24 protein-coding genes are annotated in these 24,854 nt (G+C 54.1%); 9 read left to right on the top strand and 15 right to left on the bottom strand.

The annotated features are described in order from the left end of the window. Nucleotides 1-2: 2 nt before the first annotated feature. On the bottom strand, nucleotides 3-1,337 hold the full coding sequence (locus NFC81_RS04315; RefSeq protein ID WP_304996306.1) for an RsmB/NOP family class I SAM-dependent RNA methyltransferase: 1,335 nt from the start codon (nucleotides 1,335-1,337) through the stop codon (nucleotides 3-5). A 78-nt stretch (nucleotides 1,338-1,415) separates the two neighbouring features. On the opposite strand from NFC81_RS04315, the gene lnt reads away from it, so the two are divergent. From lnt to holA, 3 genes are all read left to right on the top strand, one after another. Then, a complete protein-coding gene (gene lnt / locus NFC81_RS04310) occupies nucleotides 1,416-2,957 on the top strand; it encodes an apolipoprotein N-acyltransferase (RefSeq protein WP_304996305.1) in 1,542 nt (513 codons plus the stop codon). A gap of 118 nt (nucleotides 2,958-3,075) precedes the next feature. Then, nucleotides 3,076-5,664, top strand: coding sequence for a leucine--tRNA ligase (leuS, locus tag NFC81_RS04305; RefSeq protein ID WP_304996304.1), 2,589 nt, complete (start codon nucleotides 3,076-3,078; stop codon nucleotides 5,662-5,664). A 6-nt stretch (nucleotides 5,665-5,670) separates the two neighbouring features. Beyond that, entirely contained in the window at nucleotides 5,671-6,669 is a 999-nt protein-coding gene (gene holA, locus NFC81_RS04300) for a DNA polymerase III subunit delta (RefSeq protein ID WP_304996303.1), read from the top strand. Nucleotides 6,670-6,692: 23 nt separating this feature from the next. Here the strand turns inward: holA and NFC81_RS04295 are convergent, their stop codons facing one another. Further along, nucleotides 6,693-7,112: a cold-shock protein gene (locus tag NFC81_RS04295; RefSeq protein ID WP_304996302.1), complete on the bottom strand. Its 420-nt coding sequence runs from the start codon at nucleotides 7,110-7,112 to the stop codon at nucleotides 6,693-6,695. A gap of 233 nt (nucleotides 7,113-7,345) precedes the next feature. On the opposite strand from NFC81_RS04295, the gene NFC81_RS04290 reads away from it, so the two are divergent. The 3 genes from NFC81_RS04290 to lipA all read left to right on the top strand — a co-directional run bounded on the left by NFC81_RS04290 (nucleotide 7,346) and on the right by lipA (nucleotide 11,229). After that, nucleotides 7,346-7,552: a SlyX family protein gene (locus tag NFC81_RS04290; RefSeq protein WP_304996301.1), complete on the top strand. Its 207-nt coding sequence runs from the start codon at nucleotides 7,346-7,348 to the stop codon at nucleotides 7,550-7,552. A gap of 143 nt (nucleotides 7,553-7,695) precedes the next feature. Further along, nucleotides 7,696-10,113, top strand: a complete 2,418-nt coding sequence (gene plsB / locus NFC81_RS04285; RefSeq protein WP_304996300.1) for a glycerol-3-phosphate 1-O-acyltransferase PlsB — start codon at nucleotides 7,696-7,698, stop codon at nucleotides 10,111-10,113. 72 nt (nucleotides 10,114-10,185) lie between these two features. After that, nucleotides 10,186-11,229 carry a lipoyl synthase gene (gene lipA, locus NFC81_RS04280; protein WP_304996299.1) on the top strand — a complete coding sequence of 348 codons (1,044 nt, stop codon included), beginning with the start codon at nucleotides 10,186-10,188 and terminating at the stop codon, nucleotides 11,227-11,229. A 35-nt stretch (nucleotides 11,230-11,264) separates the two neighbouring features. On the opposite strand, the gene lipB is transcribed toward lipA, so the two are convergent. The 12 genes from lipB to NFC81_RS04220 form a co-directional block, all read right to left on the bottom strand. After that, complete coding sequence (gene lipB / locus NFC81_RS04275) at nucleotides 11,265-11,912, bottom strand: lipoyl(octanoyl) transferase LipB (protein ID WP_304996298.1); 648 nt, start codon at nucleotides 11,910-11,912, stop codon at nucleotides 11,265-11,267. Nucleotide 11,913: 1 nt separating this feature from the next. After that, nucleotides 11,914-12,186 (bottom strand): DUF493 family protein, encoded by a 273-nt coding sequence (locus NFC81_RS04270; RefSeq protein ID WP_304996297.1) that lies wholly within the window; start codon nucleotides 12,184-12,186, stop codon nucleotides 11,914-11,916. A gap of 11 nt (nucleotides 12,187-12,197) precedes the next feature. Continuing rightward, entirely contained in the window at nucleotides 12,198-13,343 is a 1,146-nt protein-coding gene (locus NFC81_RS04265; RefSeq protein ID WP_304996945.1) for a D-alanyl-D-alanine carboxypeptidase family protein, read from the bottom strand. Nucleotides 13,344-13,443: 100 nt separating this feature from the next. Continuing rightward, entirely contained in the window at nucleotides 13,444-14,268 is an 825-nt protein-coding gene (locus tag NFC81_RS04260) for a septal ring lytic transglycosylase RlpA family protein (RefSeq protein ID WP_304996296.1), read from the bottom strand. After that, complete coding sequence (gene mltB / locus NFC81_RS04255) at nucleotides 14,265-15,245, bottom strand: lytic murein transglycosylase B (RefSeq protein ID WP_304996295.1); 981 nt, start codon at nucleotides 15,243-15,245, stop codon at nucleotides 14,265-14,267. Before mltB ends, NFC81_RS04260 begins: the two co-directional genes overlap by 4 nt. A gap of 9 nt (nucleotides 15,246-15,254) precedes the next feature. Beyond that, entirely contained in the window at nucleotides 15,255-16,388 is a 1,134-nt protein-coding gene (gene rodA, locus NFC81_RS04250) for a rod shape-determining protein RodA (protein ID WP_304996294.1), read from the bottom strand. Continuing rightward, entirely contained in the window at nucleotides 16,378-18,255 is a 1,878-nt protein-coding gene (gene mrdA, locus NFC81_RS04245; protein ID WP_304996293.1) for a penicillin-binding protein 2, read from the bottom strand. The genes rodA and mrdA overlap by 11 nt, the downstream gene beginning before the upstream one ends. Before the next feature lie 35 nt (nucleotides 18,256-18,290). After that, entirely contained in the window at nucleotides 18,291-18,755 is a 465-nt protein-coding gene (gene rlmH, locus NFC81_RS04240; RefSeq protein ID WP_304996292.1) for a 23S rRNA (pseudouridine(1915)-N(3))-methyltransferase RlmH, read from the bottom strand. Continuing rightward, entirely contained in the window at nucleotides 18,752-19,129 is a 378-nt protein-coding gene (gene rsfS, locus NFC81_RS04235) for a ribosome silencing factor (RefSeq protein ID WP_304996291.1), read from the bottom strand. Before rsfS ends, rlmH begins: the two co-directional genes overlap by 4 nt. A gap of 6 nt (nucleotides 19,130-19,135) precedes the next feature. Then, a complete protein-coding gene (nadD, locus tag NFC81_RS04230; protein WP_304996944.1) occupies nucleotides 19,136-19,828 on the bottom strand; it encodes a nicotinate-nucleotide adenylyltransferase in 693 nt (230 codons plus the stop codon). After that, nucleotides 19,794-21,047: a glutamate-5-semialdehyde dehydrogenase gene (locus NFC81_RS04225; protein ID WP_304996290.1), complete on the bottom strand. Its 1,254-nt coding sequence runs from the start codon at nucleotides 21,045-21,047 to the stop codon at nucleotides 19,794-19,796. The genes nadD and NFC81_RS04225 overlap by 35 nt, the downstream gene beginning before the upstream one ends. Nucleotides 21,048-21,193: 146 nt before the next feature. Then, on the bottom strand, nucleotides 21,194-21,790 hold the full coding sequence (locus NFC81_RS04220) for an LON peptidase substrate-binding domain-containing protein (protein WP_304996289.1): 597 nt from the start codon (nucleotides 21,788-21,790) through the stop codon (nucleotides 21,194-21,196). Nucleotides 21,791-21,985: 195 nt separating this feature from the next. Between NFC81_RS04220 and minC the strand changes: the two genes are divergently transcribed. From minC to minE, 3 genes are read left to right on the top strand one after another with little or no spacing between them, the layout of a single operon-like run. Further along, nucleotides 21,986-22,690, top strand: a complete 705-nt coding sequence (gene minC, locus NFC81_RS04215) for a septum site-determining protein MinC (protein ID WP_304996288.1) — start codon at nucleotides 21,986-21,988, stop codon at nucleotides 22,688-22,690. A gap of 31 nt (nucleotides 22,691-22,721) precedes the next feature. Then, nucleotides 22,722-23,531, top strand: a complete 810-nt coding sequence (minD, locus tag NFC81_RS04210) for a septum site-determining protein MinD (protein WP_304996287.1) — start codon at nucleotides 22,722-22,724, stop codon at nucleotides 23,529-23,531. Between the two features lie 14 nt (nucleotides 23,532-23,545). Beyond that, complete coding sequence (gene minE, locus NFC81_RS04205; RefSeq protein ID WP_304996286.1) at nucleotides 23,546-23,797, top strand: cell division topological specificity factor MinE; 252 nt, start codon at nucleotides 23,546-23,548, stop codon at nucleotides 23,795-23,797. Between the two features lie 88 nt (nucleotides 23,798-23,885). Here the strand turns inward: minE and trxB are convergent, their stop codons facing one another. Continuing rightward, nucleotides 23,886-24,848, bottom strand: coding sequence for a thioredoxin-disulfide reductase (gene trxB, locus NFC81_RS04200; RefSeq protein WP_304996285.1), 963 nt, complete (start codon nucleotides 24,846-24,848; stop codon nucleotides 23,886-23,888). Between the last annotated feature and the right edge of the window lie 6 nt (nucleotides 24,849-24,854).

Below are 24,854 nucleotides of genomic sequence, written 5' to 3'. Positions count from 1 at the left end.
TTTTAGCTCTGCCGGGTGAGTACTGCGACAAACATCGTATCTGCATCCTGTGCCGGATAACCCACGACCTCCTGACGCTCCAAACTAAAACCTGGATTAGCCGCCAAAAAGGCCTCAACCCGCGCTTCGTTCTCGGCGACCAGCCAACTGCACGTGGCGTATACCAAGCGGCCACCGACTTTTACGGCGGGTGCTGCCTGACTAAGTATTTTGTCTTGCAGCTGCGTCAGTCGAACAATTTCTTCTTCCGTTAAACGCCAGCGTGCATCCGGGTTGCGGCGCCAAGTACCACACGAACTGCACGGCGCATCAATGAGTACGCGGTCAAAGCCGTTTTGGCGCGCCGCTTCTTTGGGTAATCGCAGTGGTGCTTCAGCGTCCCAAGCAAAGCGTCGCACATTAAACCAACCGGCCCGCTTGGCCCGCTTCTTAACCTCTTCTAGCTTATATTCACGAATATCGGTTGCCGTCACGGCACCTTTATTGTTCATCGCACTGGCAATCGCCAAGGTCTTACCGCCACCACCGGCACAGGCGTCCCAGACTTGTTCGCCGGGCTGGGCATCGACGGCGCGACTGATCTGCTGGCTGGCCCAGTCTTGTATTTCCAGCTTGCCTTCCTGCCACGCGGGCAATTGATATATGCCGCGTTCGCCAACCACCTTCAAGGCATCGCCATCTTGCTCAAGGTCGTAGCCCTGTCCCACAATCTGCTCGACGATAGCGGCCTGATCTTCGGCGCGCTGCACCCGTAACCACAGTGGCGGACGGGTATTTTGCCCTTGGACAAAGCGATGACAATCTTCTTGCTGCCAGCCTGACTGTGCCGCTCGCTCCTGCAGCAGTGGCTGCCAAGAAGGCCGCCAGCCTTGCAACACATCATTCATTGAGGCTTTATTGAGCACCTGTTTGACGTTACTCCAAAACAGATTGCGTTCGCTCAGGTCGGTAATTTCGCGTGGCCAATCACCTCCGGTATCGGTGATTTTGGCCAGCCAGAACAGCACCGACTCCACCGGCAGGGCTTGCACTTCGGCCCACAGTGACGCAGCCGTCATGCTGGCGTCTTGCGTTCGGTAAAACTCGGGAAAAGCCTTTACGTCCTGAGCTTTATAGCCTTGCTCCAGCAGTACAATGGTTTGCAGGTAGCGCATGGCGGCAAACAGTACGTCAGCGTAGTACAGACGATCACGTCGACCAAAGGCTTTTTCTTCGCGCAGAGTGCGACTCAACCATCGATCCAGTTGCGGCAATTCTCGCTCTTGGCACAATGCCGACCACAGCCGGTTGAGGTGAGGGAATCGGTAGCCGCGAAATTCGGGTAACGCTTGTGACATAACAGGTGGTTCTCGATGGTTGGTGTGTGGCACTCTTAACACTTTAAGATGCCTAATATGCAAAGGACTCGTAGTTTAATGATATTTGCTGCTCAGATATACGCCTTAACGGAAAAGCACTGGCCTGCTCGCTGGATATTGCTGTTAACAGGCGCTCTTGTACCACTGATATTCGCACCTTTCTTCATTTGGCCACTGGCTTACGCTCTCCCTATCGTCTTTTGGTGGCTGACCGCACAACAGAACCCACGGGAAGCCTTTTTGCGTGGCTGGTTTTTTGGTATCGGTTTTTTCGGCACAGGCGTGTCTTGGGTTTACGCCTCCATGCGAACGGTGGAGACGCCCGTTGCCATTTCCTTGGTATTAACCGCTGCGTTCTGCGTTGCCATGGGCTTACTGTTTGCACTGCAGGCCTGGCTGCCGGCAAAGGTGCGACGCCGCTACTGCAACGATGCCCCGCTGCACTGGATGTTGTTTCCGCTGCTTTGGTTAGCCTTTGAAGGCGTGCGCACGACCTTATTCACCGGTATGCCATGGTTGTTGTGGGGTACGCTGGCGACCGATAACTGGCTGCGCGGCTGGCTTCCGGTTACCGGTGTGTTTGGTGTTAGCTTTTTGTTGCTGTTTGGCGCTGCCTTGCTGTGGCAGTGGCGCTATCGGGTGAAGGCCCTGATGCCCACGGCGTTTGCCGCCGGTTTTCTAGTGCTGTCGTGGGGCGTCGGTTTTGCTCTGACGGATCGACATTACACCCAGCCTAGCCTGAGCCAGCCCATGCCGGTTGCTGCGGTACAGGGCAATACCGATCAGTCAATCAAATGGGACACACAAATCCTCAACGAAATTTTGAGTATTCATTTAGCACTCACCGACCGCGAAACCGAAGCCGCCTTGGTGCTCTGGGCAGAGACGGCCATTCCTACCTTCCCGGATGCGGTGCCCGGCTTTATTCAAGTGTTGGAACAACGTGCCGTGGCGCGCGATCAAGCTATTATCAGTGGGTTACCACTGCGCGGCGAAGGCCGTGTTTACTACAACGGCATCAAGGCCTGGGGTAACGGTGCGGGCGAGTATCGCAAACAACACCTCGTACCCTTTGGTGAGTACTTACCTCTGCAAAGCGTTTTGCAAGGGCTGATCGCTTTCTTTGACCTCCCTATGTCAGGCTTTACGCCCGGCCCGACTGGCCAAGCGGCGATGACCATGCAGTACGCAGGCACCGAACTGAAGCTCGCGCCGCTGATTTGTTATGAAGCGGCCTATCCGAATCTTTCGCGCCAACAAGCGCTCGACAGTGACGTGCTGATCGTAATCAGCAATGATGCCTGGTTTGGTGGTAGCCTAGCGCCCGAACAGCATTTGCAAATCACCCGTGCTCGAACCATCGAGAATCAACGCCCCATGGTTCGCGCCACCCAAAATGGTATCTCCGTTATTCTGGACGAACACGGCCAGGTGTTGGCGCGCGCACCGCAATTTGTGCAAGCAACGGTGTCAGGTGAAATCCTGCCGCGCAATGGCATAACACCGTTTCAGCGCCTAGGCAGTTGGCCCGTGATGCTCTTAACCGTGCTGCTCAGTGCCTTGGGTTTATTTTGGACGCTGCGGACAGCTCGCCGGTAACCTGCTCGCGGTCTAACTCAACTCGCGATGAGCTATCGAAAACCAAGGCGGACTCGGGTATCCTTTCCGCCTTTCACCCATTCTCTATTTTGACTGATCAGAGCCGGACTGCCTATTTATGGACGCCACGTACAATCCCAGTGAAATTGAAGCCCAAGCCCAACAGTATTGGGAAGAAAACCAAGTATTTCGTGCGGTAAAAGACACCAGCCGCGAAAAATACTACTGCATGTCGATGTTTCCGTATCCAAGCGGGCAGCTACACATGGGGCACGTGCGCAACTACACCATTTCTGACGTTATTGCGCGCTATCAGCGCATGCTGGGTAAGAACGTATTGCACCCCATGGGGTGGGATGCTTTTGGTCTGCCAGCAGAGAATGCGGCGATTCAGAACAAAACAGCACCGGCCAAGTGGACGTACGCCAATACGGACCAGATGCGCCAGCAACTGAAAGATTTAGGTTTCGGCTTTGACTGGTCACGCGAAGTGACCACCTGTAAACCCGACTACTACAAGTGGGAGCAGTGGTTCTTCACCCGTTTGTACGAAAAAGGCTTGGTTTATAAAAAGATGGCAACGGTGAACTGGGACCCGGTTGACCAAACGGTACTGGCCAATGAGCAGGTCATCGACGGTCGCGGCTGGCGTTCTGGCGCCGTGGTTGAGCGCCGTGAAATTCCGCAGTGGTTCATTAAGATCACCGACTACGCCGAAGAACTGCTGAACGACTTGGACAAGTTGCCGCACTGGCCGGAACAGGTCAAAACCATGCAGCGCAACTGGATCGGTCGTTCTGAAGGTGTGAACTTAGAATTCGACCTGAAAGACAGTGACGAAAAGATCGGCGTATACACCACCCGCCCCGACACCCTGTTTGGCGTCAGCTACGTAGCCGTGGCCGCCCAGCACCCGCTGGCTTTGAAAGCAGCCGAGAACAACGCTGAGCTGCAAACTTTCATCGCCAAGTGCAAAAGCATGACCACTTCGGAAGCCGACATGGCGACCATGGAAAAGCTTGGCATGCCGATCGGCCTGACCGCCATTCACCCATTAACGGGCGCCGAGGTGCCGGTGTGGACAGCGAACTTTGTGTTGATGGACTACGGCAGCGGCGCGGTGATGGCCGTACCTGGCCACGACGAGCGTGACTGGGAGTTTGCGACCAAGTACAACATCCCGATCACTCAAGTCATCCGCCCGGTCGACGGTAGCGATGATGTGGTTGATCTCAGCCAAGGCGCTTACACCTGCAAGGGCGTGCTGGTGAATTCCGGTGCTTACGATGGCATGACCTCGGAAGATGCCTTTCAGGCCATTGCCGCTGAACTGACCAAATTGGGCAAGGGCGAAAAGACCACCAATTATCGTCTGCGTGATTGGGGCGTGTCTCGTCAACGCTACTGGGGCGCCCCCATCCCGATGTTCAACTTGCCGGAAGGCGGCGAAATTCCTGTGCCTATGCACAAGCTGCCTGTTCTGCTACCGGAAGACGTGGTAATGGACGGCGTACAGTCGCCCATCAAAGCCGACCTCGATTGGCGCAAAGATGAGCTCGATGGCCGCGCGGTTGAAAAAGAAACCGACACCTTTGACACCTTTATGGAGTCGAGCTGGTACTACGCGCGCTACACCAGCCCGAACTATGCCGACGGCATGGTCGACCCTGACGAAGCCAATTATTGGCTGCCAGTCGACCAGTATGTCGGCGGCATCGAACACGCCATCTTGCACCTGCTCTATTCACGCTTCTTCCACAAGTTGATGCGCGACGAAGGCTTGGTGAAGTGCGATGAACCGTTCGATCGCCTGCTGTGCCAAGGCATGGTATTGGCCGACACCTTCCATAAAACCGTTAATGGCGGCCAGGTATGGATTTCGCCCAAGGACGTCACGCTGGAGCGCGACGACAAAGGCAAGGTCACCCGCGCCGTAGAAACCGCTACGGGCGACGAGGTTATACACTCCGGCATGAGCAAGATGTCGAAGTCTAAGAACAACGGGGTTAACCCAAAAGAAACACTCGAAGCCTATGGCGCTGATACCGTACGCTTGTTTGCCATGTTTGCCGCCCCACCAGACCAGACACTGGAATGGGTCGAGTCTGGCGTGCAGGGTGCGTACAAGTTCCTGCAGCGCTTGTGGCGTGCGGTGCACAGCCTGGTGGAGCTGAATGATCAGACTGCATTGGACACGTCAGCTTTAGACGCCGACATGAAAGCTTTGCGTTTAAAAACCCATGAGACGCTCCAAAAAGTCAGCGATGACTTTGACCGTCGCCAAACGTTCAATACGGCCATTGCCGCCACCATGGAGTTGCTGAACGCAGTCAATAAATTTGATTTGCAGCCCGGCCAAAGCCAAGCAGTGGTGCGTGAAGCGCTTGAAACCGCCGTATTGATGCTGTCGCCGATCACGCCACACATCGCGCACAGCCTGTGGGCCACGCTTGGGCACAGCAACGCAGTCGTACACGAACGCTGGCCTGCCGTGGACGAAAGCGCTTTGGTGCGCAACGAAGTGACTTACGTCGTGCAGGTGAACGGTAAGGTACGTGGACGTGTCACGGTAGCGGCCGATGCCGATAAAGCAAGCGTTGAGACCGCCGCGCGCGCGGAGCACAATGTGCAGAAGTTTTTGGCTGATGCAGAGATCAAGCGCGTGATTGTGGTGCCCGGCAAGCTGGTCAATATTGTGGTGGCCTAAGCGCACATGGACATCAAGGCTGAACAGCTGACCCAGCATCTGAATAAGCAGTTTCTGCCCATCTACGTGGTCATGGGGCAGGAACCGCTATTGGTGTTGGAGACGCTAGACACCTTACGGCAGCACGCCCGCAAAAATGGGGTGGGAGAACGCCGGGTACTGCAAGCGGATGCACAGTTCAGTTGGTCTTCGTTGATCGAGGCGAATCAAGCGATGTCGCTGTTCAGTGACCGACTGCTGCTGGAATTGAACCTGGAGCGCAAGCCGGATAAAGCAGGCCAGGATGTGCTGCAGGAATACGCCGCGTCGCCCAACCCGGACAACATATTGCTGGTGAATGGCGCAGCACTGGATCGCGCTACGCTGAAAACCAAGTGGTTCAAAACCTTCACCGTGCAGGCTGGCGTCATCAATGTATGGCCAATCCAACGCCAGCAATTGCCGCAATGGCTTTCACAACGGGCGCGCCAGTTGAAACTGACGCTCACACCGGATGCCGCCCAGTTGTTGGCCGAACGCGTTGACGGTAACTTGCTGGCTGCCAAGCAAGAGTTGGAGAAGCTGGCACTTTTATGCGATGGCGAAGTCAGTGCCGAACTGGTGCTGGAGTCGGTGGTCGACAATGCCCGTTTTACGGTATTTGATCTAACCGATGCTGCGAATACAGGCAATTTAGCCCGCGCGCAGCGCATTCTGGACAGCTTGCGCAGCGAGGGTGTTGAACCCTTGATGGTGCAATGGGCGCTTACGCGAGAAGCACGCCATGCAATGCAGATTCAGGAAAAGGTTCAGCGAGGTGAGTCCATCGACCAAGCCTGTATGGCCTTGCGGATTATGGGGCCACGCCAAGGGCCGGTGAAGCAAGCGGTGAGCCGCATCAAACCGGCACGCTGGAGCACGTTATTGCAGTTGCTGCAGCGCACCGATGCGGCGGTTAAAGGCAGTGACAACCTGGACCCGTGGCTGTTGATGGGGCAGGTTGTATTGCGTTGGGCTGGCCGTTAGTATTCGGCCAGAGGGCTTGCCTCCTACTGGTGGCGCACCACGCTTACGTCTTCTGCTTGTAAACCTTTGGCGCTTTCAACCACCCCAAATTTTACGCGCTGACCTTCATGCAAGGTGCGATGTCCGCGCCCACGAATCGAACGAAAGTGTACAAACACGTCTTCATCGTTATCGCGCGTGATAAAACCAAACCCTTTTGCTCCATTGAACCACTTCACCACGCCCTCTTCGCGCAGATCTTCACGTGCTTCAAGTGGCAGGAACTCCATAATCATCAATACGAGAGCCATCAACGCCCAGACACTGGCGACGGATGCCCAAAAACCATCTTGGCTGAACGCCAAAGACACAGGATTGCCTTGCCAAAAAACAACAACCAATGTTGCGGCAATAGCCGCCAGAAAACTAATTACTAAACCAACAATAATACTCACTGCATTCATAACCTAGCTCTTCTCTCAATAATCACTTAACGTAAGTTAACTAAAATGTGCATACCTAATAGGCCTAGGGTAACTAACCAGCATTAGACCCACTTCGACGCATCTCCACCCGATGGGTATGCTATCCTTTCTGCACATGTACTCTTGGCGCGGCGAAACAAGACACAACCGCACAAGTGTCAACATAATGCCAAAAACCTTGACTACTAAACAACCCGGATTGAAAAAACACTGTGGATATTGAACAACGATTTGCCGATCTCGAAGTACGCCTGGCCTTTTCGGAGGACACCATCGAACAGTTGAGCGCCGTTATAGGGCGTCAGGACGCGGAGATTCGCCAACTTAAACGCCTGCTAGAAAAGTTCAGCGATCAGGTGTCCGGCCTCACCCAACAGATAGCCCCCGAAATCACCGACAGCCCACCGCCGCACTATTAAGCCTAAACAGCCGAAATCGTTTGGCATTGAGGTGTAAGGCTGACGCTACAACAGACCGGTCAATGTCTAATTTTTGTAAGGAAGTAGCTACTGCTTTTGCTACAATCGCCCGACTGGCCTTTGGTATTGGGAACAAAACATTTATGTATGCGCTGCTGAAACGCCTACTGAGCGTCTGGATACGCTTTGATAATTCCAAAACAGCGGAATTGCCAAAACTGCAAGATACCCAGCCCATTATCTATGTCTTGCGTCGGCAAAGCCTAACCGACCGCATTGCCGCCGATTTATTTATCAGCAAAATGGGGCTGCCGACCCTACACAAGTCCATCGAACAAGAGCCCTTGGTATTTCTGGAGTATAAGTCGCGCACCCTGCGTACGCTGAAACGCCAGGGTCGGTCAACTGCACTGACGCAGCTATGCCAGCGCATTACAGATGACCCCGAGCAGGACATCCAGCTGGTGCCCATCAGTGTGTTTTGGGGCCGTGCGCCCACCAAAGAAAAGTCACTGTTTAAAATACTGTTTTCCGACCGTTGGTCTATCCCCGGCCCCGTACGCAAACTGTTTACCGTGTTGGTTAATGGCCGTAGCACATTTGTCGAGATCAATCAGCCGTTATCGCTGCGCGAACTGATCACTGAAGATCAGCCTGTCGCTCGCCTGTCCCGCAAAGTGCATCGTATTCTGCGCGTGCATTTCAATCGCGTCCGCTTGGGCGTCTTGGGGCCGGACTTATCGCATCGCCGTACCATGATGACCCATATCGTCAATTCTGTGCAGGTGCGTGAAGCCATTGCACATCATGCGCGTACCCAGAAGACCACGCCGGACAAAGCACGCAAGGTCGCCACCGGTTATCTCGAAGAGATCATGGCGGACATTTCGTATTCTACTGTGCGGGTGCTGGACCTCTTTCTATCGCGCTTATGGAACAAGATTTACAACGGCATCCGCATCAATAACATTGCGGTCGTAAAACAGGCGGCGCAGGATAGCGCGGTCATCTATGTCCCCTGCCATCGCTCCCACATTGACTATCTGCTGCTGTCGTATAGCTTGCACTCGCAAGGCGTACCGATCCCGCACATCGCGGCAGGCAAGAACCTGAATATGCCGATCGTTGGGCCAATCTTACGCCGCGGTGGCGCGTTCTTTATGCGCCGCAGCTTTGGTGGTGACAAGCTCTACACCGCAGTGTTTAACGAATACCTGCATATGATGTTCACACGGGGCAGCCCTGTTGAATATTTCGTCGAAGGTGGGCGCTCACGTACCGGGCGTACCCTGGAGCCCAAAGCCGGCATGCTGGCGATGACGGTTAAAAGCTATCTGCGTGACCCCAGCTTGCCAATGAAGTTCGTTCCCGTGTACATCGGCTATGAGAAGGTGTTCGAAGCCAACAGTTACTTGAAAGAGCTACGCGGTAAAGAAAAGAAGAGCGAATCTATCTTCGATGTTATCGGCACGATACGGCGTCTAAAGAATTACGGCGAAGTCAGCTTGAACTTTGGCACTCCCATAGAATTGCAAAGCATCCTGACGGCACAGGAAGCCAACTGGCGTGACCACAACATCACCCAGGACTCTCGACCGGCCTGGCTGGCGCAGACCATTCAGGTACTCAGCAATGAGGTGGCCAGCCGTATCAATCAAGCTGCAGCACTGAACCCTGTGAATGTGATCGGCACAGTACTGTTAGCGAGCCCTAACCACGCCTTGGATCAATTCAGTATTGAGCAACACGCGGCGCTCTACGTCAGCCTGCTACAGGAAGTGCCTTACAGCGATACAATGACCTTTCCTGATGGTGCTCCGTCGGACTGGCTAGCGCATACCGTAGACATGAAGATGGTACGGCGTATTGACCACCCGATGGGTGCGCTTTACAGCGTTAACGACCACAATGCCGTATTGTTGACTTACTACCGTAACAACATCATTCATTTACTGGCGCTGCCCGCATTGCTCTGTTGCGGCCTGCAAATTCACGGCACACCCAAAACACGTGACCAGTTAATGAAGCACCTCACGCTGATTTATGGCTACGTACGCAATGAATTGTTTATGCACTGGGACATGGAAGCAGCCCAAAAGGTCGCACACCAATACCTCGATGGTTTGATCGCACGTGGTTTGATTTCGGTTGAAGGCGATTTTCTGATTCCCAGCACCGACCCGAGTTTGGCGACCCAGTTCATCGCCGTCGGCCGTCTAATGCAGCCAACTCTCGAGCGCTACTACCTCACACTCGCCGTGCTGCAGGCACATGGCCAATACAGCCTTACCGTAGCTGACCTAGAAGCGCAGGCCCAGCAGCTGGCGCAGCGAATGTCTATTTTGAATGGCCTGAATGCGCCGGAGTTCTTTGACAAGACCCTGTTTCGGCGCTTCGTGCTGACGCTGCGCGAGAAAACGGTGATCGCAACCGATGCCGAACAACGTATTACTTTTGATCAGCGTGTTCCTGAAGCCATTGCGGCGGCCGAGTCGCTGCTGAACCCTGAGCTGGTGCGCAACGTACGTTGGCTGATGGAGCACCCACAGAGCACAAACTAGGTTGATATGGTACTATTCAAGCAGGTCATTCACCCTGTTCATTCACCTTCTTGCTAGAGAGCATCTCTTTCGATGAGCGACGGAAAAGAGCGTATTATCAGCGGCCATAAGTTCCGCACCGAACAAGGCATTGCTGCGATAAAAGATGGCGTTAAGCAGAGCCATCAAGTCGTCGAACAAGCCCATGTGCGCAAGCCCGATTGGCTACGTGCCAAGATGCCGGGCGGCGAGCGCTTTGAGGCTGTGCGCCGCAACGTAAAAGACCACAAACTCAGCACTGTCTGTCAGGAATCTCATTGCCCAAACATCGGCGAGTGTTGGAACAACGGTACGGCAACCATCATGGTTATGGGTTCGGTCTGTACTCGTGCTTGTAAGTTCTGCGCGGTAGATACGGGCAATCCCAAAGGTTGGCTGGATCACGACGAACCGGAGAACACGGCGAAATCCGTGGAGTTGATGGGGTTGCGTTACATCGTGTTGACCTCTGTCGATCGCGATGACCTACCGGACGGCGGCGCGGCTCATTATGCTGCCTGCGTAGCGGCCATTAAAGCTCGCACACCAGAAGTCGTGGTAGAAGCATTAACACCCGATTTTGACGGGGTCGAAGCGCACATTGAACGCGTGGTAGATTCCGGCCTGGAAGTCTTCGCGCAGAACGTTGAAACCGTGCGACGCCTGACGCACCCGGTACGTGACATCCGCGCCGGTTACGACAAAACCTTACAGGTGTTGGCGCACGCGAAAAAGCATCGCCCTGATGTAATTACCAAAACCAGCATCATGGTTGGCCTTGGCGAAACCGACGAAGAAATCTATCAGACCTTCGATGATTTACGCGCCGTCGGTGTGGATATTGTGACTCTGGGTCAGTATCTGCGCCCGACCAAAAACCATCTGCCGGTAGAGCGTTGGGTAACGCCGGATGAGTTCAATCACTATCGGGAAGTAGGGCTCGCCAAAGGCTTTTTAGAAGTACCATCTGGCCCCATGGTACGCTCCAGCTATCGTGCGGATCGCGTGTTCGAAAAGAACAATCTTGGTTTGGCTGCACCGGTCGAGGTACCGGTGGTGGTTGACCCAAACCAGATTCCGTTGAAGCAAATCAGCTAGAAGTAACAGGGCGCTGTCCAGTAGAGGACAGCGCCTTATTCCGTAATTTCGTGCACTGAGTTTACGCCCATGCGCTGCATAAAGCCTGCCAGCCAGCGCTCAGCCACCTGCTCGACGGTAACTTGCTCGTCCGTCAAATCTTTCAGCTGCGTCATTGCCATACCAGCATAACCGCAGGGGTTAATACGCTGAAACGGTGATAAATCCATATCAACATTCAAAGCAAGGCCATGATACGCCCGGCCTTTCTTAATGCGCAGGCCCAGAGAAGCAATTTTTGCCCCGCTAACATAGACGCCGGGCGCGTCTGGCTTGGCATAAGCCAGCACCCCCCATTGCGCCAACACATCAACCACGGAATGCTCCAAGTGACTGACGAGATCCCGTACACCCATCTCCAAGCGCTTAATGTCCAGTAAGGTATACGCGACCAGCTGCCCAGGGCCATGGTAGGTCACCTGACCACCACGATCAACGTTCACTACTGGAATTTCACCCGCGGCTAAAATGTGCTCTGCTTTACCGGCTTGGCCTTGGGTAAAAACAGCCTCATGTTCCAACAACCAGACTTCGTCCGGGGTGTCTTCTTGCCGGTTCAGGGTGAAATCGCGCATACGCTCGAGGGTGGGCGCGTACGCTACGCGCCCTAACTGGCGAACAATAAGAGGAGATTCGGTGTGCAACTCAGATAACCATTTTAACCGCGGTCAGCTTACGCAACTCGGTATTCAATGTAGCAAGCTGTTCCACGCTTTCTGCAGTAATGGGCACCGTCAGAGCAACAAAACGCCCATTTTTACTGGGCATTTCGCGTATACGAGTGGTTGAGTGTTCAATACCCAAATGCTCGAAAACAGCGAAGACAGATTCTTTAAAGCCTTCACCTTCTTCACCAACCACCTTGACGGGGTAATTCTTACATGGAAACTCTATCTTCGGTGCGTCTTGCTCATTCATCCGCACACCCCCTAACTAAAAATGCCAATAAAGAACAGCTTGATAAAGTCCCATATCCGCTTGAAGAAGCCACCGCGCTCAACATCTTCCAAGGCGATTAAATCACGTACAGCAAGTACTTGGTCGCCCTGCATCACGCGCAATTCACCCAAAACTTGACCGGTCGTTACGGGCGCTTCCAGCTGCGAATCAACTTCCAGCAAAGTACGAACCGAGCCGGAAGACCCTTTCGGTATGGTCACGAAGAGATCATCGACCAAGCCTAAAGCTACCTGATCAGTAGCGCCGCCCCAAATTCTAGCATCGTGTAGATTTGATACCGCATCGAACAGCTTATTGGTTTCAAAGTAGCGAAAGCCATACGACAGCAGTTTCTGCGTTTCCTGAATGCGTGCTTGGTTGCTACTGGTACCCATTACCACGGTAATGAGACGCATGCCTTCGTCGACCGCCGAAGCCACGAGGCAATATCCAGCCTCTTCAGTATGGCCGGTTTTTAAGCCGTCAACCAACGGATTCTGCCACAGCAAGCTGTTGCGGTTCGGCTGCGTAATACCAGAAAACGTAAACTCGCGTTCACTGTACCAGGCGTAATACTGTGGGTGATCCAGCACCTTGTGTGTGGACAAAATAGCCATATCGCGAGCAGTGGAATAATGGTTCGGTGCTGGCAGGCCCGTTGAGTTCACAAAGTTCGTATTGCTCAAGCCCATGCGCTGGGCATATTGATTCATCACCGCGGCAAAATTATCTTCTGTACCCGCCAGGTGCTCGGCCATAGCAATAGACGCATCGTTACCCGATTGAATAACTATCCCGCGCATCAAGTCTTCCACCGATACGTCCGTATCGACCAACACGAAGGTTTTAGAGCCACCAGTACGCCACGCTTTTTCACTGATGCGCACTTGATCATCCAACTGCAACCGACCTGCAGCCAGCTCCGTTTCAGCAATGTAGGCGGTCATCATTTTCGTCAGACTGGCAGGCGGCAAACGTTGATCCGCATTGTGCTCAACCAATACTGCACCGCTGTGAGCATCTATCATGATGTACGAACTAGCCGCCACCATGGGGGGTGCTGGCACAATAAGCGTGTTCGCAAAGGAAGGGAGGGCCAACAACGAGACAGCAGCTGAAAATAATACTTTTTTCATCATGGAAGAAATACAAACCCGTTAATTGAATAAAGTGAGGGATTCTCGATTGCGCGCTATTTTAACAGCACAAGGCAATAATGCAGCTGTATTCCGCGGATTAACGCCGGAATAACAGCGGCTTGTCGTTTCCTTTACCTTGCCAGCTACGCTGCAACTCTTCGGCGCGCGACAAATGAACGGGCCCCATGCGCACACGAAACACCCCGCCCTCTTCTTCAATCGACGCCTGCTGCCCTAGCTCTGTACTGACTTGCTGACTGAACTGACGTGCGGTTCGCTCTTCACGAAACGCGCCAAACTGCAGCCAATAACGGGCTGGCGCTGCTGCTGCAGACGCATGCTGATTACGTGGCAACGCCTCTACTCGGACGCGTGCAACACCTTGGTCAGCGAAACCAAGACGCACCGCCGCCGCATAGGAAAGATCGATCAACCGATTATCATGAAAGGGGCCGCGGTCATTGACACGCACGATCACTTCGCGGCCATTCTCGAGGTTGGTTACTCGCACATAGGTGGGTAGAGGAAGCCGTGTATGCGCCGCGGAAAGCTGGTACATGTCATAGGTTTCACCATTTGAAGTGGTGTGCCCATGGAACTTTTCACCATACCAGGACGCCACCCCCTCGGCGCGATAGCCTTCGGCTGATGCCATGACTTGATAACGCACACCACCAATGGTGTAGTCAGAATTACCGCCGCGAGAGGGAGGTTCGTAGATAGGGACTACGTCCTGCACTTGATCTGCAGTAATGGTGCGTGATGGAGGGCGGTCTTGCGCCATGGCATAGCGCCCACCTGCCGTATCGCCGCCGACTCGCGTCGGAGTGGTATCATCCAAAGCGGCATAGTGACCGGCACAACCAGCCACAACTAACAGTAATGCAGTGACAGCGACTGCAAGAACTGGTGTTCGCATCATCTAAATTCCTGGCTCAACTGATAAACCGCCATCGCATAGCTCAGGCTCCGATTGTAACGACTGATGACGTACAGGTTGTTAAACCCGTACCAAAACTCGGCGCCATGCTCGCCGTCTAAACGAAAAGTAGAGGCCATCCGATCATTGTCAATGTCGTAAATAGGCTCCCAACCACTGGCTAGGGTATCGGCTACTGACGTGTGCGGTTGCAACCTGGTGTTTGCCACAATGTCTTCGAAATCGTCACCACTGACGCGCGCTCGCATGGCAACCGGACCATCACGCTCCCAACGGTGCGCAGCCAAGTAGTTAGCAACACTGCCGATCGCATCCACGGGGTTATTCCAGATATCCCGCTTACCATCATTATTGAAGTCAATGGCGTAGGCCATGTAGCTGCTCGGCATAAATTGCGGCACGCCCATGGCGCCAGCATAGGAGCCACGCAGGAGCAAGGGATCTATTTGTTCTTCATGAGCAATACGAAACAGCGCGCGTAGCTCGCGATAGAAATAGTCATTACGACGATTATCGCTGAACGCCAAAGTACCTAAGGCATCAATTACGCGGTCTCGCCCGGTCAGCCGACCATAACGCGTTTCGACGCCGATGATGGCAACCACCACCTTGGGGTCGACGCCCAACTCTGCTTCAACGCGCGCCAGGGTTTCTGCGTGCTCTGCCATGAACTCTTTACCACCCCGGATGGTCGACTCAGCGACAAACAATGGGCGGTACTCACGATAGGTAGATGTTTGTTCACGTGGGGCAGCAATATTGGTGGTGGTGGACTCAAGATAATTACCCTGACTCAACCAATAACGCACCTTGTCTGGATCTAGACCAAACTCCACCAACTCTTCGACCAGAGTCTCAGCCCGTGGATCACTCAAAAAACCCGTACTGGCCTGCGCCGTGACCGTTAACGGCACCATCATCGCCATACTGCCAACAAAGCTGAATATCCATTTTCGCATACTTACCTCTTATACGTTCTTATGAGTTGCGACCGACATGATTATGCCAAATCCAGCCATCAGGGTAACAATAGACGTACCACCATAGCTGACTAGGGGTAATGGCACACCGACTACCGGCAAAATACCAGAAACCATACCGACATTTACAAAGACATAAATAAAGAAAACCAGCGTCAAGCCGCCTGCGAGTAGGCGTCCAAAGGTATCCCGGCCGCCAATGGCAATCATGAGGCAACGCGCGGAAATGGCCAAATACAAGGTCAACAGCAATAACATGCCAAGCAAACCGAACTCTTCGGCCAAGACCGCCACAATGAAATCGGTGTGACTCTCCGGCAAGAAATCAAGCTGGGATTGCGTGCCTTCCATAAAACCTTTGCCATCCCAGCCACCGGATCCAATCGCTGTTTTCGACTGAATAATGTTCCAGCCCGAACCTAGACGGTCTTGCTCAGGGTCAAACATGGTTAAAATACGTTGTTTTTGGTAGTCCCGTAAGACAAATAGCCAGAGCAAAGGAAAGGATGCCGCCGCACCCAGCAAGCCAGCGGTGATGTACCACCAGCTCATACCAGCCAAAAAGATAACAAAAACACCACTGCTGATAATAAGCAACGAGGTGCCGAGGTCTGGCTGCTGCAGAATTAATAAGGTAGGCACCACAATCAACAACAGAGCCACACACAGGTGTTTAAAGCGCGGCGGCAACTCATTGCGGGCCAGGTACCATGCCACCATAGCGGGCACGGCAAGCTTCATCACCTCAGCCGGCTGGAAGGTAATAACCCCAGGAATACGCAACCAACGCTGGGCACCGTTGACAGTGGTACCATACAGTAAGACGGCCACCAACAGCACCAAGCCACCGAGATAAGCGACGCCGCCCCAGCGCTGAATCGTTCTCGGATCGAACTGGGCCAACGCAAACATCGCGCCAAAGGCAACCAATATGCGAATGCCTTGTCGCTGCACAAACTCCACATTGCCACCGGTAGCGCTGTACAGCACCACAAGCCCCGCAAACATCAACAGTGTAAGCATGAGCAATAACGGCAGGTCCAGATGCAATCGATACGACAGGGCGCGCTGACTGCCCAGATTCACTGTGGGCAATGTCCGAACATAACCTTTAATATTCAAACGCTAATACCTCGTCACGCGGCTGCGCCATATAGTGATCAAATATCTTCCGCGCAACAGGGCCAGCAATACCACCACCACTGGCACCATTTTCTACGATCACCGCCACGGCAATTTGTGGGTCATTGTAAGGGGCATAACCCATAAACCAGGCGTGGTCACGTAAGCGTTCCGCTGTTTGTTCGGAATCAAACTCTTCAAAGTCTTCGATACTGAAGACCTGCGCCGTGCCCGTTTTTCCGGCAATTTCATAATCAATACCCACCGCCAAGCGCCGCGCAGTTCCTCGAGGGCCATGCACCACACGTCGCATTGCGCTCGCCATTCTGCCCCAGTGTGACGGATCATCCAGCTCAATATGCGCTTGCACTTCCGGCAGCGCGGCCAGTAATTCGGGGTCTGAGCTGTCCTTCAGCAATCGTGGCACAAACCACTCCCCTTCCCGTGCAATTACTGCAGTAGCAATACTCATCTGCAGTGGGGTAGTTAGCAGAAAACCTTGTCCAATGCCCAAGTTGACTGTATCTCCGGCGAACCATGGCATGCCGTGACGCTGCCGTTTCCAATCACGCGAAGGGTTAAGACCACGCGCCGGGTTGTGTACATCGGCTGCGGTATTGCGACCAAAGCCAAAAGCGTCCAGCGTTTCATGCAAGGCTTCTAATTGGGTGCGAAAGGCGAGGTCATAGAAATAAGTGTTACTGCTTTCCTCTATCGCCTGCACCATGCCGACACGGGTACCATGCCCATCACGACGGGTACGCCACGTCCAGTCGTAGTAGAGCCGGTCATCGTTGGGTAGGCGGAACCAGCCCGGATCATTGATTGTGGCGTCCCACGTAGTGGTGCCTGCTTGCAGCCCCGCGAGACCTAGAAAAGGCTTGATGGTCGAGGCAGGTGCATACTGACCACGCGTGGCACGATCCAGAAAGGGTTTATCGTAGCTGTCGCGCAACACAGCGTAATCCGCCGTACTGAACCCGCGCACAAAGGAATTGGCGTCAAAACTCGGACTGCTCACCATGGCGATGATACCGCCCGTTTTAACATCTATTGCAACCGCCGCGCCGCGGCGGCCCTCAAAGGCTTCAAATGCTACCTGCTGCAACTCAATATCCAGATAGAGCTGAATATCGGCACCCGGTGTGGGTAGCGTCCGTTCCAAGACCTGCAAAACACGGCCACGCGCGTTGATCTCTACGGTTTGCGAACCCGGTTGACCCAGCAACGCGGATTCGTAAAAACGTTCTACACCGGCCTTACCAATGTATTCCGTTCCGGAGTAAAGTGATTCATTCAGCACCCGCCGTTCTTCAATATTGATGCGCCCTACATAGCCCAGCGAATGTGCAAATACTTCTCCATACGGGTAATGCCGCATAAGACTGGCTTCAACCATGGCGCCATCAAGGAAGTAACGATTCGCTGCGAGGCGCGCTATTTCCTCTTCTGATAGGCCTTCCTTTAGAGGCACAGGCGAGAATGGACGACGCGAGCGCGTTAGCTGCCGACGAAAACGCTCAATATCGTCTTCCGACAACTCGACCAGCTCACTGAGCTGTGTAAGCGTAGCGTCCAGATCGGTTACGCGCTCGCGCACGATGCTAAGACGGTGGTTAGGTAGGTTTTCGGCCAACAGTCGCCCTCGACTATCGTAAATCAGACCACGGTTCGGTGGTAAGGCCTGCAAGGCGATGCGGTTGTTATTAGAACGCGCGACATGAACATCGTGTTTAACGATTTGCAGATAGAAAAGACGACCCGCCAAAATGCCCGACAAGACGACAATGAAAGAGAACGCCACCAGCATGCGGCGGAATACCAGTACCTGCTCGCGTGCGTGATCTTTAAAGTGGTGTCTGGTCATACGTTTCTTTATTTGCCTGTTGTGGGGTCATCGACTCACTTGTGATACGGGTGACCTTGCTGCACTGTCCACCCACGATACAACTGCTCAGCCAACAAAACACGCACCAATGGGTGCGGCAGGGTCAGCCGCGACAACGACCAACGTTGCTGCGCACGCTGACGCAAGCGGTCGTCGACACCGTCAGGTCCGCCCACCACCAAGCTGACGTCACGTCCTTCGCGCTGCCATGACGTCATACTTTCGGCAAGCTCTTCGGTGGACCAATTCTTACCACTGATGTCCAGCAGCACGACATGATCCTCGCGGACACTGCGCAACAAACGATCCGTTTCTTGCGCCACAACATCAAGAGTTTTTACATTTCGCGCACGCTTGGCTAAAGGCAAATCAACCCATTCAGGTGCCAGCTCACGGGGCAGACGTTTCACGTATTCGTCTACCCCAGCTTGCACCCAGGCTGGCATTTTGCCAGCGACCGAATGGATCCGTAGCTTCATTCGACCGAGTCAGCAGCCGAAGTGCCATCACCCGCCACATTGTCACTTGGTGACGCGCCTGACCAGAGCTGCTCTAAGTCGTAGAGGGCACGAGTCTCCGGCAACATCACGTGTACAACGACATCGCCGTAGTCGATTAACACCCAGTCAGACCCGGTTTCGCCTTCGCGCCCCAGCGGTTCGATACCCAGTTTCGACATTTCGGTATCTACGTTCGCCACCAAGGCTTGCAGATGGCGTGTCGACGTACCAGAGGCGACCAACATCATGTCGGTGACACTGGTCTTATCACGAACGTCGAGCGCTATTAGATTCTGTGCTTTTACGTCTTCCAGCGCATTCGTGATGATTTCTTGCATTTGTTCGCTGTTCATTCGGCCTCAGCTATTTTGATATAAGGAGTATTGCTCGATATATTTTAACACAGACTTGGGCACTGAGGAGTGCATAGACGCTGCTCCAGCACGAATCTCTCGACTGGCAGCCGGCATAAGTGTACCGGATAGCAGACATGCCTGCCCAAAAGGAGTCTGCGCCAGTCTCGCGCACTGCTGGTTGGGCAACCACTTGCCTGCCAAAAACTGACCTAACACCCCTTCTTGCGGCAATGCATAGCCAGGCCGTGGGTAAACCAGCAGATGACAAAAGTTCGTTAATTCACGCCACCGCTGCCAGGAACTGAGTCCCTGTAATGAATCACCGCCCATCAAAAAAGCCAATGGCTGATCCGAGCCCAGTTCAGCGCGCAGCTCTGCCAATGTATCAACCGTGTAGCGTGGCGACTCGGCTTGCAGTTCGCGGTCGTCGATTTGCACCCGACCCATGAGCTGCGGCTCGGCCGCCAGCATCGCCGATAGCATGCCGAGACGGTGCGCGGCAGAAGCGCCTGGCCGTGCCTTGTGCACCGGCATATAGCACGGCAACAGCAGCAAGCGTGCTTCCGGTAGCTGCTGCAAAGCTGCTTGCATGACACCTAGGTGGGCCAGGTGCGGGGGGTCAAAGGTGCCCCCATAGACAATGATCAGCGACAAGTCATTCTCACTGGCGAATGTGCCCGTCGCCAAACACGACATATTTTTCACTGGTCAACCCCAGCAGGCCCACAGGCCCACGTGCGTGCAACTTGTCGGTGGAAATACCAATCTCCGCACCCAGCCCATATTCAAAGCCGTCCGCAAAGCGTGTTGATGCGTTGATCATGACCGAGCTTGAATCAACCGCGGCCAAAAAGTGACGCGCCAAGGTGTAGTTTTCAGTCACGATCGCGTCGGTGTGCTGCGAGCCATAACGATTAATGTGCGCTATCGCTGCGTCAGAATCGGCCACCACCTTGATTGACAAAATAGGCGCCAAATATTCGGTTTCCCAATCTTCTTCGGTAGCCGTATTACACGCAATGATCGCTTGCGTCGCCGCACAGCCGCGCAGCTCAACACCCTTTTCCGCATAAGCAGCTGCCAGCTTAGGCAGCACCTCAGCGGCCACGACTTCATGCACCAGCAAGGTTTCCATGGCATTACACACACCGTACCGGTGCGTTTTGGCGTTCAGAGCGATGCGCTGCGCTTTGTCGAGGTCCGCTTGGGCGTCGATGTACACGTGGCAAATGCCGTCGAGGTGTTTGATCACCGGCACTCGCGCGTCTTGCGATATGCGCTCGATCAAACCCTTTCCGCCACGCGGCACCAAGACATCAACGTATTGGGGCATGGTAATAAGGGCGCCCACCACCGCACGATCCGTGGTATTGATCACTTGTACGCCATGCTCTGGTATACCCGCCGCCGCCAGACCGGATTGCACACAGCTGGCCAATGCTTGATTCGAGTGAATAGCTTCGCTGCCACCGCGTAAAATGGCGGCATTGCCCGACTTCAAACACAGTGCTGCGGCTTCAATGGTGACATTGGGGCGCGACTCATAAATGATGCCAATAACCCCCAAGGGCACGCGCATCTTTCCGACTTGAATACCGGACGGCCGATATTCCATACCATTAATGGCGCCCACGGGATCTTGCAGCGACGCCACCTGCCGCAGGCCTTCTATCATGCCGGCGATGCGCTCATCGTTTAGCGTAAGCCGGTCAAGCATGGCATCGGTCAGGCCCCTGTCACGCCCTGCCGCCAAATCTTTTTGGTTTTCAGCGATGATGTAATCCTGCCCGTCACGCAGGGCTTGGGCTATCTGTTCGAGCGCCGTATTTTTTTGTCCTGCACTGGCGGTCATCATTACGGTTGCCGCAGTTCTGGCCTGCTGCCCAACCTGCTCAACGTAGGCTTGAATGTCCATGAAAGGATCCGTCACGAAATGAAGTAATAATTTTCTGTAGGAAGCCAGCCTGCTGGCTGGTTTTGCACACAGTATACACTGCCCTGAGCTACCCGAGGAACGCGACCGCGTGAGGCATTTTCATAGCGATGAATTAAATTGCCGCCCTAAGAGCGCATCCACTCATCGAGTACACCCCGCAACCCCGCCAAGCGCTGTTGCAAATTCAAGTCCGTCAACAGCGCCTGTTTCTGCACTTCCGACATCGGCAACCAGCAGCACAGCGTGTTCAGCAAACGTACTGGATCCATGTCTTCTACCGCCTCTTCAGGCACCAAGCTGTCCAACAAAGGGTGAGTTTTCAGCTCTGCCATCACCGCCATCAGATCTTCCAGCGGCTCATCCAGCGCCAAGGGCTGGACTTCGGCACGATGTGTCTTGCCCATCCAGAGCCCATCTTCCTCCTGATGCGCTGTTTCAATCCACATTTCTGCTTGGCCTTCAATGGTGATACCCAGTAACCCGCCCGGCAGTTGCTCAAAGTCGACAATTTGGCAATGACAGCCCAGATCATGAAAGGTGGCCGCTCGGCTGCCCGACCGAATGACCTCTTGGCCTTCCTGCAACAAAGTGATGACGAACCCCGTACCATCTCGACTGGATTCAGACACCATACGCAGGTACCGCGGCTCAAAGATACGCAACGGTAACCGACAACCCGGAAACATAGGCTGCGATAGCGGAAAAATGGGTAAAAAAGTCACCACAAGGCTCTCATAGAATAATCTCTCCTGAGCATAATATGAAGCCGCCCAAAAGCGCAAAGAACTGCCTAATATTTTCCGTGCGTTTTCTTACTAGGATGCTCTGAAGGCCTTTCCCATCCAGAGCGCCACGCAGAGCACTGGTAAGGCATCGGTGGGTTCGATACACTGTCGCAAAGCAACCATGGATGCCGCATGACCACGCCAGCCCTCTCCACGCCCCCAAAGAATATTTTGTCCTTGAAAGGCAGCATGACCGCCTATGCCCTGCTGCAATTGGCCGATGGCAGCACGCTAGAGCAAGCCATTCTGGCGTTACAGGATCTCATGGCAGACGACAATGGATCGATGCGCCACGCACCCTGTGTAATGGCGTTTCCAGGCTGGCCTGAGTTGCCGGAGTGGTTAGAGGACTGGTGCGCGGCAATTCGTAAGGCGCAGCTGATTCCCTTTGCTGTGCAATATCAAAGCGATACGTGGAAAGAGCGTATTCACGCCCTCGGCCTCGCCGACTTACCTGCACCCGACGCATCACTGAAACGCACCAAGCGACCTTCGGCAACCACGCGGCGCAGTGTGGTGGTGCGCCAGCAAGTGCGCTCTGGCCAACAGATTTATGCCCGTGATGCTGACCTCATCATTATGGCACCGGTCAGCGCCGGAGCTGAAATCATGGCCGATTACAATATCCACGTTTACGGCCCCTTGCGCGGACGCGCCATGGCGGGTGTGAGCGGCTTCGAAAAAGCACAAATTTTCTGTTCTTCACTGCAGGCAGAGCTTGTGGCCATTGCCGGTGTTTATATGCTGCCTGAGCAATTTCCGACCACTACCCAGCATGTGCAGATTCACTTTCAGGATGATCGGTTGGTAATCAGTGGCGAACCAACCACCGACTGATCTGATCAACGTTTTATATGGAGGCAAGACCTTGGCTAAGATAATTGTGGTGACTTCAGGCAAAGGTGGTGTGGGTAAAACCACCACCAGCGCAGCGCTCAGTATGGGGCTGGCAAAAGCCGGACACAAAACCGTGGTAATAGATTTTGATATTGGTCTGCGCAATCTGGACATCATTATGGATTGCGAACGCCGCGTGGTGTTCGACTTCGTTAATGTGATTCAAGGCGAAGCCCGGCTGAATCAGGCGCTGATTAAAGATAAGCGCTGCGACAAGCTGTTTATCCTACCGGCATCGCAAACCAAAGATAAAAACGCCCTGACGCGCGAAGGCGTTGAAAAGGTTCTTAACGACCTGAGTGAAGAATTCGAATTCATCATTTGCGACTCGCCCGCAGGCATCGAGGGTGGCGCGATGATGGCGATGTATTTTGCCGACGAGGCCATCGTCGTCACCAACCCCGAAGTATCATCGGTGCGCGACTCCGACCGCATTATTGGGATGTTGCAAAGCAAGAGCCGCCGCGCCGAAAACAATGAAGAACCCATTCGCGAGTATTTACTGATTACCCGCTACAATCCAGAACGTGTAGGCCGAGGCGATATGCTCAGTGTAGCGGACGTTGAAGAGATTCTGGCCAGTAAACTGATTGGCGTTATTCCCGAGAGCGACGCCGTGTTACGAGCCTCGAACTTAGGTGTTCCGGTCATTCTGGATACGGAAAGCTCGGCAGGACAAGCTTACGCTGACGTTGTATCGCGTTTGCTGGGAGAGGAGCGTGTTATGCGCTTCACGGAAATGGAACGCAAGGGCCTGCTGCAACGCATGTTCGGCAGTTGAGAAGGGGAACTATCATGTCATTATTTGGACGATTCAGGGACAGTCAACGCGGCGAAACCGCCTCGTTGGCCAAAGAGCGCCTAAAGGTCATTGTGGCGCACGAACGCCAACAACGGACCCAACCGGACTACCTGCCAGCCATGCAGAATGAGATTCTGGCGGTGATACGCAAGTACATTCCGATTGAGTCAGACGACGTGAACATTCAAATAGAGAATGAAGGGCAGGTGTCAATTCTGGAATTGAATGTGACATTGCCTGAATAGCAGTGATGACGGCGGGTGTAAACAGCCCGCCCTACAAGATCACATAAATTTGCTTTAGACGTAGGGCGGCTATTTATACCCGCCGTTCTTACTTGGCCGCCTCCAAATCATCCAAATACTTCTCGGCATCCAGCGCCGCCATACAGCCCGTACCCGCTGACGTTATGGCCTGACGGTAAATGTGATCACTCACATCACCTGCGGCAAACACGCCAGGAATCGTAGTTTGTGTGGCATTGCCTTCAGTACCGCTGTTCACGGTTAAGTAACCACCGCGCATTTCAAGCTGACCTTCAAACAATTGGGTGTTGGGCTTGTGACCGATGGCAATGAAAACACCATCCAACTTGAGCTCCTTCACTTCGCCGCTCTTAATACCTTTGATCTTAACGCCGGTAACACCCATGTCATCACCCTGCACTTCTTCCAGTACATGATCCCAGAGGATTTCGACGTTACCCGTGCGAGCTTTTTCCATCAGACGATCCGCCAAGATCTTCTCCGAGCGGAAGCTGTCACGGCGATGAATGACCGTCACCTTGCTGGCAATGTTTGACAGATACAGCGCCTCTTCCACTGCGGTATTACCGCCGCCGACTACGCACACTTCTTTACCGCGATAGAAAAATCCGTCGCAGGTTGCACAGGCCGACACACCCTTACCCATAAAGGCTTCTTCGCTCGGCAGGCCAAGGTACTGGGCGCTTGCGCCCGTGGCGATGATCAAGGCATCGCAGGTGTACTCGGCTTGGTCACCGATCAATTTGAAGGGGCGCTGCGTCAGTTGGGCGGTGTGGATATGATCGAAGATGACTTCGGTATCAAAGCGCTCGGCGTGCGCCTTCATGCGCTCCATCAACGCCGGACCCTGCAAACCCTCCACGTCACCCGGCCAGTTGTCCACTTCCGTCGTTGTGGTCAGCTGCCCGCCCATTTGCATCCCCGTAATCACCACCGGGTTGAGGTTGGCTCGGGCGGCATAGACCGCAGCGGTGTAGCCCGCAGGCCCTGATCCAAGAATGAGTAACTTGACGTGTCGTGTAGTAGCCATGAATAT

It is taken from the genome of Salinispirillum sp. LH 10-3-1, assembly GCF_030643825.1.
Classification (GTDB): Bacteria; Pseudomonadota; Gammaproteobacteria; order Pseudomonadales; family Natronospirillaceae; genus Salinispirillum.
The sequence above is the reverse complement of the archived record's forward strand: the minus strand, read 5'-3'. Positions and strand labels throughout refer to the sequence as shown.